The organism is Vibrio chagasii, from assembly GCF_002954585.1.
GTDB lineage: Bacteria > Pseudomonadota > Gammaproteobacteria > Enterobacterales > Vibrionaceae > Vibrio > Vibrio chagasii_A.
The window spans coordinates 1310548-1325395 of the sequence record NZ_MSCI01000001.1 but is presented as its reverse complement, the minus strand read 5'-3'; the positions used below and the strand labels follow the sequence as shown (position 1 = coordinate 1325395).

Here is a 14848-nt window from a genome sequence, read left to right as displayed (position 1 = left end):
TCATTTTGGTCGCTACCAGTTATGCTCAAGAACTCAACAACGAAATGAACAATTCTTTGAGCCTTTGCCCAGAAAACGACATATATTGTCAAATCATCATGAGGGAGCTTTGACTAGAGCTACAAAAGGTTGCTGATCAGGCAACCTTTTAATCTAGAGTGTGTCTCGCTTTTAAAGTCTAGCTATTGTGCTACTTCATCCACTAAATACAAGATTGACTGATATGGAATGCCACTGTGGTGTGATAAACCGATCTCACAGGTTCGGCTGTTACTGAAACCACGAGTACAGTTGCTCGGTACTTGCTCTTTAAGTGGGTGGACTGCCGCTTCATTCAACTCTGGCGTAGTGAAGCCTTTGTCACCCGCCCAGCCACAACATTGAATATGCTCTGGGACAATCACTTCTTCGGTACAGGCTTTAGCAAGGTTTAACATCGCCCCTTCTAAGCCCATTCGGCGAGAGCTACAAGTGACATGAAGCATCACGGTCTCTTTAAGTGGCTCAAGCGTCAGGTGCTCTAGCAAGTATTGATTCACAAACCCTGTCGGTTCTAGCACTTCTAATGGCTTAGTGAACTGCTCAATACTGCGTTTGGCACATGGGCTGGTGTCCATCAATACTGGGTATTCACCCTGGCGACTCGCTTGCCACAACACTTCTTCGAGCTGTTGTGCTTTCGATTGAGCTAGATCGTTCATCCCTTTACTGTCGTAAGGCATACCACAACACTGGTCGTCTAATTTCTTAGGCAGGATGACTTCAAAACCAGCTTTGTTGAGCAGAGACATGGTTACTTCAGTAAGAGGACGTTGGTCGCCCGCATCGCTCTGTTGCCCCATGGTTCGGCTAGCACACGACGGGAGGTAAACCACTTTTTTAGTGTTATTCGATGTTGCGCCTGTCATTGGTGAAGCTGTGAGCGAGTGACTGTTGGACTGTGGCATCTCTGGCATCCAAACCGGTGTCGCGCCTTTGGTCACTGAGCGCAGGCCATTGGTAAGCTTGCCGACTGTGTTTGCGCCCAGAACTTTACTCGCTACTTGATTGGTTTTGAGGCCGGCTTTGGTCAGCTTCGTGGTGGTCGAGAAATGATCGGCTGTCCACTTAGCAATTGGTGTGAACTTCTCATACTTGGCAACACGAAGCTTCTTCACCAAGTCACCCGTATTAATGCCTACTGGACAACGCTCTGCACACAGGCCTGTTGCCGCGCAGGTATCAATGCCTTGGTATTCAAAGGTCTTTTCTAGTTCGCTGGCTTCTATCTCTTCACCTGCAGCTCGGCGGCGTTGCAGTTCACGGTACAACACAATACGCTGTCGTGGTGACAAGGTCAGTGTGCGAGACGGACAAACAGGCTCACAGAATCCACACTCAATACAGCGGTCGACAAGATCATCGGCTGCAGGCATTGGCTTTAAGTCTGTGATGTGGGAGTTTGGATTGTCGTTGATGATGACGCCAGGATTGAGCAGCCTTTCTGGATCGAACAGCGCTTTGATCTGTTGCATCAGGGCATAGCCATCTTTGCCCCATTCCAACTCTACGTAAGGTGCCATGTTGCGGCCAGTGCCGTGTTCCGCTTTCAGAGAGCCTTGATATTTCACGGCGACAAGCTCGGCAACGTCATCCATGAAACCACCGTACCGGTCGATCTCTTCTTGGCTATCAAAGCCTTGGGTAAACACAAAGTGTAGGTTGCCTTCTAGGGCGTGACCGAAAATGATTGCTTCGCTGTAGTCGTATTTATCGAACAGCTCTTGCAGCTCTCGAATACCATTCGCTAGGTTTTCAACTGGGAAAGCAACATCTTCAATGATGACGGTCGTACCGACTTCACGCACTGCACCAACGGCTGGGAACATGCCTTTTCGGATGCCCCACAGGGTAGCGACAATCTTCGGATCGGACGTGAAAGGAACAGATTCAATAATCGTGTAATCAGCCAATGCATCTAAAATTGATTTACATTGTAAATCTAAGTCCTGCTGGGAGCTGGCGTGTGATTCCACCAAGATAGCCGCTGCTTCTAAATCCAAGTTTGGCATGAACGCAGGCATACCCGGTTTATCCGCGACAGAACGCAGTGCTCTACCGTCCATTAACTCAACGGCTGCAACCGGAGTTTTGGATAATGTAGTGACTGCTTTACTAGCTTGCTCGATGTCCGCAAACACAAGCAGTGCAGAGGCTTTATTTGGGTGCTCAATCACTGTGTTGTAAGTGATCTCGGCGATGAAGCCGAGGGTGCCTTCAGAACCAATCATCAGGTGTTTAATAATTTCGATTGGATCGTGATAATCAATCAATGCATTGAGCGCATAGCCTGTGGTGTTTTTAAGACGGTATTTGTGACGGATTCTGTCGGCCAGTTCTTGATTTGAGCTGGTTTGACGATGCAATTCAGCAATACCATCAAACAGGTTTTTGTGTGACTGCTTGAATGATTCAACGCTAGCACTGTCTGCTGTATCGAGTAGGGTGCCATCGCTCAACACGACTTTCATGCTTTCGACCGTGTGATAGGAGTTCTGCGCGGTACCGCAGCACATGCCGCTGGCGTTGTTTGCGGCGATACCACCAATCTTACAGGTGTTGATGGAAGCTGGATCTGGGCCAATTTTACGTTGAAATGGGGCAAGGTATTTGTTGGCATCGGCGCCAATCACACCGGGCTGAAGAATGATTTGATTGCCATTATCGACGATCTCATGGCCACGCCAATCGTCGGTCAGAGTGATAAGTACGGAATCTGAAACCGCTTGCCCTGAAAGGCTGGTGCCTGCAGCGCGAAAGGTAAAATGAATGCCTAGTTCACGACAGCTTTGGATGGTGAATATTACTTCGTCTAGGTTTTTAAGCTTTAGAACCATTTTCGGCACCAAGCGATAAAAACTCGCGTCGGTGCCGTAAGCCAATCGCTTTGCCTCTTGCGTGACAATGCGTTCCGTTTCTATTTTTTGGGCCAGTATCGCCTCAAGCTGCTGATAAGCCTTGGCGTCGATTACTCGCTCATGGGATGTGTTTGTCTCCATCTTTGCTTCCTTGTGCTTCTTATTTGGCACTGGTTTGTTTTTTTGTTTTTTTATTTTATTTTCCAGTGCTTAAACGGTGTCACAACGGCAGTGGAATTGCTGTGACACCGATTGAACTTCAGTCTAAGTAGGCCAAAGCATTACAGTTAATCAACGGGCTTAATCTAAGCCCACCAAAGATTCACGAGTTAAGTCTTTGATTGTCTTTGCGCCAGTTAATGTCATCGCAACGCGCATCTCTTTGTCGTAAAGGTCGAGTAGGTTCTCAACCCCAGCTTGTCCCTGCGCTGCTAATGCGTATACGAAAGAGCGGCCAAGCAAGGTGCAGTCTGCACCAAGTGCCATCATACGAACCACATCTAAGCCAGTACGAATGCCAGAGTCGACCAGAATCTTGGTATCGCCTTTAACTGCATCAGCAATCGAAGGCAGCGCTTTAGCACTCGATAGAACACCGTCAAGCTGACGACCACCGTGGTTTGAAACGACGATACCGTCTGCGCCAAATCTCACGGCGTCTTTTGCATCTTCTTCATCAAGAATGCCTTTGATGACCATTGGGCCGTCCCAGAAATCACGAATCCACTCTAGGTCTTTCCATGAAATCGACGGGTCGAAGTTGTCGCCCAACCAACCGATGTAGTCTTCCAGTTTGGTAGGAGAACCACGATAAGTAGAGATGTTGCCTAGGTCGTGTGGCTTACCCAGTAAGCCGACATCAACTGCCCAACTAGGATGACGCATAGATTGGAATACGCGGCGTACTGCTGCATTGGGTCCACTCATTCCGGAATGCATGTCACGGTAGCGTGCACCGGGTACGGGCATATCAACGGTGAAGACCAATGTTGTTACGCCTGCCGCTTTTGCACGCTCAAGCACGTTTTTCATGAAACCGCGATCTTTGAGTACGTAGAGCTGGAACCACATTGGGCGATCAATCTTAGGCGCTACTTCTTCAATCGGGCACACCGACACGGTCGACATAGTAAACGGAATGCCTTTGTTGTCTGCGGCTTTTGCGGCTTGTACTTCACCGCGTCGTGCGTACATACCCGTTAAACCAACAGGCGCCAGTGCGATTGGCATTGCAAGCTTCTCGCCGAACAGCTCGGTTTCTAAGTTTAGATCCGACATGTCGTTGAGTACGCGCTGCTTTAGCGCAATCTCAGCAAGGTCAGCCGTGTTGCGGTGTAGGGTGTGCTCTCCGTAAGAACCACCATCAATGTAGTGGAAAAGAAACGGAGGTAATTTCGATTTTGCTGCGGCGCGGTAATCAGTCGATGCGGATATGATCATAATTTCAGTCCTAAATTCTTGGGATGTTGCTCTTCTTTGAGAGCTTGGTTTGGGCTGCTTTAATTCGGGAAAATGGCGTTAATACCCGTGGGTGTTGATGTGTTCTAGTGTCCATCCCGGAACTCATCAACTGTCTTATTAGACGGTGTCGCTGTCGGGGAATTGAGTATTAACGCTAAGTGCTTTTGTAACGACTTATGGTCTACATAAGTGCGTCTGTCATATTGAAGCCGTAGATAACCACTAGGCCAATGATTCCTGTCATCACCAAGTAGTAGAACGTAGGGATAACGGTTTTACGTAGTGTTGCACCTTCACGTCCTAGTAGGCCTACCGTTGCCGAAGCGGCTACCACGTTGTGAATCGCAATCATGTTACCGGCTGCTGCACCAACGGCTTGCAGGGCAACGACGACTGCACTTGAGATAGTCAGGGTCTGTGCCACTTCGAATTGGAACTGGCTGAACATCATGTTTGATACTGTGTTCGAACCTGCAATGAAGGCACCTAGAGCACCCACTGTCGCACTCAACGCAGGGAAAGCAGAGCCTACAAGGTCAGCGGCGAAGTTTGCTGTTGTTACAGGCATGCTCGCGAGGTCAGCTGCGTTCACGCCAGAGTTGATAAAGATACGAACCATAGGGATGGTGAACACCAGTACAAAACCAGCACCAATCAGTGTTTTGCTTGATTCACCGAACGCTTTTGCTAGTGGCGCTGCGCTGCGGCCTTGAATCAGAACTGCAACCAATGCCACGAATACTAAGATACCGCCCGGTAGGTAAAGAGGTTGAATCGCAGTGCTCACACCGGTTTCACCAAGGATGTTGCTGAACGAAAGGCTAACGCTCTTCAAGAGACCTTTAAACTCAGGGCTCACGCGGCTCGCAACCAAAGTCACAGCCAGCAGCACGTATGGTGCCCATGCCATCGCCATGCTCATCTTCTTATGGCCTTGATTGTTGTCATCAAGGTCAATTTTTAGAGAACCTAGCCATTCAGCTGGCCATTTGTCTTCGCTCTCAAAGTCCCATTTTGATTTCGGTACTAGGAAGCCACGTTTTGCTGCTGTAACGACAATTGCTAAACCAACCAGACCACCAATCAGTGAAGGGAACTCAGCACCTAGGAAGACACCCGTCAGTGCGTAAGGAATCGTGAAAGCTGCACCAGCGAATAGCGCAAACGGTAAGATGTCTAAACCTTCCGTCCAGCTTTTGTTTTTACCGAAGAAACGAGTCAGCATCATCGCCATCAGCACAGGCATCATCACACCCACAGAGGCGTGAATCAGTGCAACACTTGACGTGATTTGTTGTAGGTAAGCGTCCCAAGTAGAACCGTGAGCAATCAGGCTTTCACCGATGTTGTGTGTATCTAAACCTTTGTTCACACCAACGATAATTGGAGTGCCAACCGCGCCGAATGATACTGGCGTAGATTGGATCATCATGCCCATCAGTACCGCAGCAAGTGCTGGGAAACCGATAGCAACCAGTAGCGGAGCTGCAATAGCTGCAGGCGTACCGAAGCCAGATGCGCCCTCAATGAATGAACCAAAACACCAAGCAATGATGATTGCCTGAACGCGACGGTCAGCGGATATATCCGTAAAGCCGTTACGAATAGTGGTGATAGCTCCGGTGTGTTTCAAAGTGTTTAATAAGAAGATGGCGCCGAACACAATCCAGAGAACCGACACGGTAATGCCGAAGCCTTGGAACACAGAAGCTAGCACGCGAGTGCCAGACATATCCCAAGCAAGTAGGGCAATAGCAACGGTTAGTGCAAATGCCACTGGCATCGCTTTTTTCGCTGGCCAGTTCAGGCCAACCAGTAGAATCGCTGCAACAACTATTGGCGAAAAGGCCAATAAAGCTAGTAGAGTTTCACTCATGGGTACTTCCTCGTACTGTTTTCAAACGTTCATGTTTGAAGTAAAGATCACGTTATGGTTTGTCGTCATTTGAGTCGCTTTGGCCTCTAAACGGGCACCTTATTTGGGCGACTCTTGTAATTGGAATGACTGTTTTTGTAATTGTTTTGTTAATTTGGCGTGAATTTACCCCTTTATTTTTTATTGATATAGGGAAATAATGAAAATAATTAATTCCAAAATTGGCATAATAAAATGCGAGCAGACGATTTGATCCTGTTTTCACAGGTAGTAGAACTGGGCAGTTTTAGTAAGGTGGCAGAGCAAAATAACCTTACAAATTCAGTAGTTAGTAAAAGAATTGCACGCCTAGAGGAAGAAATTGGCGTGCAATTATTATATCGAACGACGCGTAAATTGACCCTGACTGAGGCGGGCAAGGCAATTTTGCACGGAGCCAAAAATGTGAAGCAGGCGACTCAAGAGGCTATGGACGCAGTTTCAGGCTTTGGTGAAAATGTCAGCGGTCATATCAAAATGTCAGTGCCTACTATCTCTGGAGATTTGATTCTGGCAGACGCCGTTGCCGAGTTTTGTAATATGCATCCAGGTTTAACGGTCGATATGTCACTGGACAATCGCTTTGTTGACTTAGTAGAAGATGGTTTGGACTTGGTGATTCGTACCGGTTACCTAGAAGACTCCAGCTTAATTGCACGACATATATTGGATTCGCAATGGGTGGTGTGTGCTTCGCCCTCTTATATCGCCAAAAACGGTAAACCGATGCAGCCCAAAGACTTAGTTGAGCACAACTGCTTGCAATACGCTTATCAAACCACAGGCGCGAGTGAGTGGCAGTTTCTGCATAGCAAAGACGGTTTTACCGACAACGATAAATACATTGTGCGCGTTTCGGGCTCTTTCTCGACGGACAACGCGACCGCGCTAAGAAAAGCCGCCTTAGGTGGGCATGGTGTGGCGTACGTGCCGCGTTGTCTGGTTTATCACGATATTCGCAATGGTCAGCTGGTGGATATCTTCCCTGACTTGGTGGGCAAGAAGTTGGGCATTTATGCGGTTTACCCTTTTACTCGTCAGCCGCCCAACAAGATTAAGTTACTGATTGAACACATAAGAACGCGTTACCTGACGATTTCTCACTATTTTTAATAAGGATCACGATGAGCTATTTAAAAGAGTATCAATATCCAATCACCAACAAACAGATTGTCAGCGATGACTACTTTGGTCAGATAGTCGAAGACCCTTATCGCTGGTTAGAAGACGACAGAAGTGATGAAACCGCGCAGTGGGTAGCGAGCCAAAATGCAGTCACGTTTGATTACCTTGCTCAAATCCCCTATCGTGCAGAACTGCGAGAGCGCTTAGCAAAAGCGCAAGACTACAAAAAGAGCTCTCAGCCGTTTGTCCGAGGCGATTACACCTACTTCTATAAGAATGATGGCTTGCAGAACCACAGTATTCTCTATCGTCAGAAAGAGGGGCAGTCGGTTGAAGTATTCCTAGACCCGAACACCTTCTCGGAAGATGGCACCACATCTCTCGGCTCAGTGTCGTTTTCGAAAGACTATAGCTTAGTGGCGTACAGTATTTCTGAGGGCGGCAGTGACTGGCGCAAGATCTTTGTGATTGATACCGAAACTAAGCAGCAGCTCGAAACAGAAATCACTGACGCTAAATTTACGGGCATCTCTTGGTTAGGCAATCGTGGATTTTACTACTCAAGCTACGATAAGCCCGATGGTAGTGAACTCTCTGCTCGCACTGAGCAACACAAATTGTACTTCCATGAATTAGGTATAGAGCAAGCCAATGACAAGGTGATTTTTGGCGAAAGCAACGATGAGCAACACCGCTATGTGTCCGGCTACACTACCGAAGACGATCGCTACTTAATTATTCTTGGGAAAGAGTCTACGTCTGGTAACCGACTGTTCTATATCGACTTAAATTCACAAGACCAATCGTTGAGCACACTGATTGATCATGTGGATAGCGATACGTATCTCATCGATAATCAAGATGAGACCTTCATTCTTTACACCAATCTTGATGCTCCGAACGGCAAGGCCGTGAGCTTTGACACACGTACTGAGCAGTGGCGAGATATCATCTCAGAAAAGCCACAGCCATTAGACATCAGTACCGGTGGAGGGTACTTGTTCGCGCACTACATGGTAGACGTGGTATCCAAAATTGATCAGCTTGATTACCAAGGTAACTTAGTTCGAGAGCTCCACATGCCAGGATTAGGAACGGCCAGCGGTTTGGGTGGTAAAAAAGAGCAAACTCAGCTTTATTACACCTTTACCAATTATGTTACGCCGCCCACTATCTTCTCGTTTGATGTTGAATCTGGCAACTCGGAAATCTATCAGCACTCTGAGTCTCCGTTTGAGCCGGACAAGTTCGAATCTAAGCAGGTCTTCTATACCTCAAAAGACGGAACTCAGGTTCCGATGCTTATCTCTTACAAGAAGGGATTACAGCTAGATGGTAATAACCCAACCATGTTATACGCCTATGGCGGCTTCAATGTCAGCCTAACCCCTTCTTTCTCGGGGACGGTGGGCAGTTGGTTGGAGTTGGGTGGTGTGTACGCAGTTCCCAACCTGAGAGGCGGCGGTGAGTATGGCAAGGCGTGGCACAAAGCCGGTACTCAGCAGCAGAAACAGAATGTGTTTGATGACTTTATCGCTGCAGCAGAATTCTTAATCAAAGAGAACTACACCAGTAGCGACAAGCTAGCGATTCGCGGTGGCTCTAATGGCGGCTTGCTTGTTGGTGCCTGTATGACTCAAAGGCCGGAGCTATTCCAAGTGGCTTTGCCTGCGGTTGGGGTGCTAGACATGCTGCGTTACCACACATTCACGTCTGGCGAAGGCTGGGCATACGACTATGGTACATCTGAACAAAACAAAGAGATGTTTGAATACCTGCTTGGTTATTCCCCAGTTCACAATGTGCTACGTGGCGTCGACTATCCAGCAACATTGGTCACGACGGCTGACCATGACGACCGCGTGGTGCCAGCACATTCTTATAAGTTCATTGCTGAGCTACAAGACAAGCACGACGGTGGTGCGCCTGTGATGATTCGTATTGATGTTAATGCGGGGCACGGTGCTGGAATGCCATTGAGTAAAGCTATCGATCTTACTGCAGATATCTATGCATTTACTCTGTTCAACATGGGTGTTGAGTCTTTTGATACGCCGTAGAGATGTTTTGAATTAATTAAAATAGATATTTGACCATAACCAAAAAGCCTCAAAATCGACCTTAGGTTTTGAGGCTTTTCATATATATGAAAATCTATCAAAAATGCACCATGTTTCCTTTATTTTTACACACTGTTTTCCGTGATAGACCCCGCCATTATTGATGAAATGAAAGCGATTTCAAGCTGATATTTCACACAATTTAAACTCTAAATAACTGATCTGTAAGAAATAGTTTTGCTCATGAATTTTCTAAAAGTTTCATGGCTCCTGACCTAATTTATCAGTGTGAACAGCGACCAACTTTTCAACGCTTTCATTGCTTAATATTTCCCTGTTCGATGAAAACTCAAAAAAAATAATAGGGAATTACAATGCAAAGATTTAAGCTTTTGCCAATAACGGTCGCAGTGGCGGCTTCGCTTGCTTCACTCTCTTCTTTTGCTGCAGAAACGGATCTTGCCGCTCTAGAACAACGAATCTTAGAGTTAGAATCTCAAGTTGGTGACATCAAGTATGTTGATGATCAACAACAGGCGGTTCTAACGGCAGAAACCAATGTACCAGACGGCATCGTCTTCTCTGGTTATGCTCGTTACGGCGCTCACTACAAAAGTGGTGATGAGCGTTATGTAGACATCGGTACAACAGGTCGCTCAGTTGGTCGTTTAGGTAACGAAGCCAATGGTGGTGAAGTTCAGTTAGCTAAGCTTTTCCAAGCTGACAACGGCGCTATCTGGGACATCGTATTCATGGCTGATCACTGGGAAGCAGACGCATGGGCTGATGACGGTGGCCTGAGCATGAAAAAAATGTACGCCGGTGTAACCAATGTATTTGAAAGCCAGCCTGAGCTTTACATGTGGGCTGGTCGTGACTTCCATCAACGTCCGCAACAAGGTTTGAACGATTACTTCTGGATGACACACGATGGTCAAGGTGCTGGTTTTAATAACCTAGATTTCGGTGGCGCGAAGCTAGATATGGGCTTTGTAGGCCAAGTGAAAGGCGGCCTCGTTAATGACAACGGTCGATACGCTGTGACTGCAAAACTGCATAGCATCAACGCTGGTATCGGTAACCTAGATCTTTACGCAAACTACGGTTTTGCTTCTGATGAAGCTGATACTTCTACTACGACTGAGTATGTATATAACCCTCTTACAGACAAAATGGAACCAGTGGTAACACCGGGTCAAAAAGTTAGTGATGAAACAGCATACTTAGTTGGTGCAACTTTAGGTCTAGGCGAGTCTAACAAGTTAGTTATGAAGTATGGTGACGGTGCAGACTCATCTGTATTTGAACTGAAAGGTGATTACCAAACCTTCTACGCAAGTTTGGAAGGTAGCTACGCAGCGTCTGAGCAATTCATCATTGATTACTTGGTGTCGTACAAAGACAACTCTGGTTCTGATCTAGACCGCGAGAACACGGAATACGCTGGTATCGTTCGTCCACAGTACCAATGGAATGATGTTCACTCTACATGGTTAGAAGCGGGCTACGGCATGGTTGATTACGATGACGACGGTGAAGAGAACGCATGGAAAGTAACGCTTTCTCAAAACGTTTCTCTAGGTGGCTTACCTTGGAGCCGTCCAATGCTTCGTTTCTACACAACGGTGGGTGATGTAGAAACTAAAGGCAACACAGTGAAGACAACGAATGTTGACACATTGTCGTTCGGTGCAATGTTTGAAGCTTGGTGGTAATCACTGATATAGAAACAGCGGCTCTTTGAATCCGGCATATTTTCAAAGAGCCATGCTTTCGAATATCCATACGTTTCAATAGTACGTAAATACTGTCCATTTTAGCCCTAAAGGCAGATTGATTAGGGCACGTTTCAATTAGCTCCATTCTTGGGCACATTTTTGTGCCCTTTTTTTCGCCACTAGATCAGGGATTTACTATGAGACTTTCTTCCATCGTGTCTCGAGTTTATTTAGGTTTCTTCGTACTGATTGTGATCATGCTGGGTTCTGCATGGTTAAGCATCAGTAGCAATAAAGACATCACCACTCGAATCGAAAGCATCACCCAGCAAGCTACGCCATTAATGCTTCAATCCTCCACGTTAACCATCCGATTTCTGGACATTAATCGCAGCATCACGCCGTACTTATCCGCCAATTACATGGATGAACTCGAACCACTGAAACTGACCATATTGAATAACATAGAGCAATATCAGCAGCAGTTGAGTTGGTTTGAAGGTAAAGGTGTCGCTGGCTCACAAATGGAAATCTTGCTTAGCAACATTGATGAAACGGGTAGATCGACGATCGAAAAGATAGAAGGAGTACTAGAACTTTACGTTGCTTATCTGGATAGCAAAGATCTTGGTGCGATGGGGCAAGCGCAATTTCAGTCTGTGGTGGGACAGCTTAATAACACCTTGGTCAATCAACTGGCGAGTGCGAAATCAGATCAAATACAGAAGGCGGTCGAAGCTCTGTTGGTGCAACTAAGCCTGATTGCGGCAGAGACTAATGAGGCATTCTCATTACAAACGTCATCAGAAGTTCGCGGGGTAGAGCGACGCCTACAAAGTCGCAAAGAGCGATTCGAACAAGCGGTAACCGACTTAGATAATCTGGACTCATCTTTACTACGTCGCAGTCAACAGTCTTTATCACTGCTCGCTTCACACGCATTTTCATCCAGTGGTTCAGTCGCTACCCATAAAGAAACCGTGAAACTTGATGAGTCTATCTCCCTTCAAAAGCAGGAAATTGAACAGCTAATCGATCAACAGTTAAGTCACTTTGATGAGCTTTCTCTATACGCAGAAGATACCGCAACACGCTTGTATCACGAATCGATGGATTCTTCAGAGAGAGCCCTTTGGATACAAGGCGTGATTGCTCTTACTTCTGTAGTTATTGCTCTTTTGATTGGGTTGAATATCGCCAAAGGGATTCGTAAACCAAGCAAGCTTCTGCAAGGCGCATTGGACCAAGTTGCGAACAAGGATTTGAGCAAAATGGTGCGATATCAAGCGAATAATGAGTTTGGTTTAGTTAGCGATAAAGTGAATTTGGTTATCAGTCATCTGACTGAAATGATTGAGAACATGCGCCAATCGTCAACGCGCTTAAAAGAAGCGTCTTTGGAGAACCAAAGCACTAGCCGTTCATTGAGTGAGGCGATGCAAGACCAAACCAATCAGACCGTGATGGTAGCAACGGCCATGGAGCAAATCGAGTGTTCGGTGACCGAAATAACTCAAGCGGCTAATCAAACGTTAACCCTGGTGACTGAAGCGGTGTCGAGTTCCAATCATGGCCAAGAGACGATGGACAAAAGCGTCGAGTTGATGAGTAGCTTGGAACGCAAATTAGCAGAATCAACAGCGACCATCGGCCAGCTTGAAAGTGATAGTGCCAGCATTGGTTCGATTCTTGATGTGATATCTGGGATATCAGAGCAAACTAACTTGTTGGCATTAAATGCAGCCATTGAAGCAGCGCGAGCGGGAGAACAAGGGCGTGGTTTCTCTGTGGTGGCCGATGAAGTTCGCGTGCTAGCGGCCAAAACCAATGCCTCGACGCAAGAGATACACAACAAGATTGAACAGTTACAAACCAGTTCCAAACTGGCGGTGGAACAAATCAATCAATGTGTGGTGGGCATGGTTCAATGTTTTGAACAAACGGGCGAAGTGAATCACTCAATATCAAGCGTGTCAGAACTGCTCACTGAGGTTGAACAAAGAAGCCATCAAATCGCGACTGCGACCACGGAACACCAAGTGGTCGCATCTCAAGTCACACAAAACATCAGCCAGATACACACCTTGGCAGAGGATAATTCTCAACGATCTCAAGTTCTGTTCTCTCATGGTCAACAGCTTGAAACCATGTCGCAGCAGCAATTCTCACTAACTCAAGAGTTTAAGCTCGCTGAGCAATCAGAAAACAAGGTTTAGAGGCGACTCTAAGCTCTCTACTGTTTCACGCCCAGCCTTTGCTGGGCGTTGTTGTTTCAAGTTTCGGGTTCTGCAAAGCGAATTCGAAGTACCTATGAAATGTTCCCATACAATTTCGCATAGCCACTGAAATATTAGGGTCAATTTAGCCCCGTATATTACCGTCTGCTGCGGGTTCACCTCTGAATAGTGCTTTTGAGAACCGGAGTTTAAGCGTTCTTACTTTCACCCTGGCAGCAAGTAACCAGGCATCGTTTTGATTGGGTGAGTAATAATCTCATGAAACAGTTTCATGGCGTGAAGTGAATCTGTAAGCGCTTTCAAGATTTCCAAATCCAGCCTTTTTACCTCCAAGCTTAGTGTGATGACACTCACTTCAACTAAAACGTAATTTCTTAATAATCGTTTTGTAAGCGGTTACAAGCTAATGAAGTATCGAGGTTCGAGTGGCGACAATTAAACACGTATCAGAACATGCAGGTGTGTCTCAAGCGACAGTGTCTAGAGTGATCAACGGCACTAGTAGAGTGAGTCATGACAAGAAATTAAAGGTTGAAAAAGCGATCAAGGAGTTAGGTTATCGCCCGAATTCTATCGCTCAAGCCTTGGCTTCAAGTCGTACCGGTAGTGTTGGCGTTGTTGTTCCAGAGCTTGGTGGCTCTTTCTATTCGGGCATCTTGCACAGTATAGAAGAAAACCTACGCCGCTTTGGTTACCACGCTGTTGTTGCGGCGGGCTCGAACACCGAACAAGGGCAGCGCGAGTCTGTGGAGTTTTTGTTGGGGCGTCGTGTTGATGCTTTGATTCTTCATACTCAACTGCTCAGTGATGACTATTTAATTGAATTGGAAGAACAGGGGACCCCTGTGGTTTTAATTAACCGCGTTATCCCAGAAATGGCGATGAGTTGCATTGATATTGATAACGAAGTCGGGGGGCTGCTCGCCACTCAATATCTTTTGCAAAAGGGACATACAGATATCGCGTGTATCACCGGGCCTTTAGATAAAGCAGACGCTAGGGGGCGTTTGCAGGGGTATCGCAAGGCTTTGGAAGAAGCGGGTGTGCCATATGATGAGGCCTTGGTCGCTGAGGCGGGATTTACTGAAGAGACCGGCATCAGTGCTATGAAGAAGTTGATCAACCGTAAGTGCCACTTCACAGCTGTATTTGCTTCAAACGATCACATGGCATTTGGCGCTTTCGAAGTCTTACACAACGAGGGATTGTCGGTTCCGAAAGACATATCTCTTGTGGGCTTCGATAACACCATCTTCGCGCGTTATCTGACCCCTAGTTTGACCACCATTAATTTCCCCATTGAAGAGATGAGCATTGAAGCGGTTCAGCTCACTCTGCAAAAGCTAAAGAAAATTAAACATGACGTGAATTTTAAATTGTTGCCGACGTTGGTCACTAGAAACTCGGTATCGGATTTACTCATTGCCCTATAAAA

8 protein-coding genes are annotated in these 14848 nt (G+C 46.6%); 5 read left to right on the top strand and 3 right to left on the bottom strand.

Features of this window, described 5'->3' with window-relative positions; translation table 11 throughout:
- Positions 1-182: 182 nt before the first annotated feature.
- From BTO10_RS06155 to BTO10_RS06145, 3 genes are all read right to left on the bottom strand, one after another.
- Positions 183-3038: an FAD-binding and (Fe-S)-binding domain-containing protein gene (locus BTO10_RS06155; RefSeq protein WP_105023952.1), complete on the bottom strand. Its 2856-nt coding sequence runs from the start codon at positions 3036-3038 to the stop codon at positions 183-185.
- Positions 3039-3197: 159 nt separating this feature from the next.
- The gene (gene lldD, locus BTO10_RS06150; RefSeq protein ID WP_004737057.1) at positions 3198-4337 is read right to left on the bottom strand and encodes an FMN-dependent L-lactate dehydrogenase LldD; all 1140 of its coding nucleotides are present in this window, start codon (positions 4335-4337) and stop codon (positions 3198-3200) included.
- 202 nt (positions 4338-4539) lie between these two features.
- On the bottom strand, positions 4540-6234 hold the full coding sequence (locus BTO10_RS06145) for an L-lactate permease (RefSeq protein WP_004737058.1): 1695 nt from the start codon (positions 6232-6234) through the stop codon (positions 4540-4542).
- A 234-nt stretch (positions 6235-6468) separates the two neighbouring features.
- On the opposite strand from BTO10_RS06145, the gene BTO10_RS06140 reads away from it, so the two are divergent.
- From BTO10_RS06140 to BTO10_RS06115, 5 genes are all read left to right on the top strand, one after another.
- Positions 6469-7386, top strand: a complete 918-nt coding sequence (locus BTO10_RS06140; RefSeq protein WP_105023951.1) for a LysR family transcriptional regulator — start codon at positions 6469-6471, stop codon at positions 7384-7386.
- A gap of 11 nt (positions 7387-7397) precedes the next feature.
- The gene (locus tag BTO10_RS06135) at positions 7398-9458 is read left to right on the top strand and encodes a prolyl oligopeptidase family serine peptidase (RefSeq protein WP_105023950.1); all 2061 of its coding nucleotides are present in this window, start codon (positions 7398-7400) and stop codon (positions 9456-9458) included.
- A gap of 374 nt (positions 9459-9832) precedes the next feature.
- Positions 9833-11173, top strand: coding sequence for a carbohydrate porin (locus BTO10_RS06125; protein WP_105023949.1), 1341 nt, complete (start codon positions 9833-9835; stop codon positions 11171-11173).
- A 200-nt stretch (positions 11174-11373) separates the two neighbouring features.
- Complete coding sequence (locus tag BTO10_RS06120; RefSeq protein WP_105023948.1) at positions 11374-13392, top strand: methyl-accepting chemotaxis protein; 2019 nt, start codon at positions 11374-11376, stop codon at positions 13390-13392.
- A gap of 446 nt (positions 13393-13838) precedes the next feature.
- Positions 13839-14846 carry a LacI family DNA-binding transcriptional regulator gene (locus BTO10_RS06115; RefSeq protein ID WP_105023947.1) on the top strand — a complete coding sequence of 336 codons (1008 nt, stop codon included), beginning with the start codon at positions 13839-13841 and terminating at the stop codon, positions 14844-14846.
- Positions 14847-14848 lie beyond the last annotated feature (2 nt).

Bases quoted from the DNA above. Each gene is read 5' to 3' on its own strand.
- BTO10_RS06140 (WP_105023951.1), top strand. From the start codon at position 6,469: ATGCGAGCAGACGATTTGATCCTGTTTTCACAGGTAGTAGAACTGGGC.
- BTO10_RS06120 (WP_105023948.1), top strand. From the start codon at position 11,374: ATGAGACTTTCTTCCATCGTGTCTCGAGTTTATTTAGGTTTCTTCGTA.
- lldD (WP_004737057.1), bottom strand. From the start codon at position 4,337: ATGATCATATCCGCATCGACTGATTACCGCGCCGCAGCAAAATCGAAA.
- BTO10_RS06125 (WP_105023949.1), top strand. From the start codon at position 9,833: ATGCAAAGATTTAAGCTTTTGCCAATAACGGTCGCAGTGGCGGCTTCG.
- BTO10_RS06155 (WP_105023952.1), bottom strand. From the start codon at position 3,038: ATGGAGACAAACACATCCCATGAGCGAGTAATCGACGCCAAGGCTTAT.
- BTO10_RS06135 (WP_105023950.1), top strand. From the start codon at position 7,398: ATGAGCTATTTAAAAGAGTATCAATATCCAATCACCAACAAACAGATT.
- BTO10_RS06145 (WP_004737058.1), bottom strand. From the start codon at position 6,234: ATGAGTGAAACTCTACTAGCTTTATTGGCCTTTTCGCCAATAGTTGTT.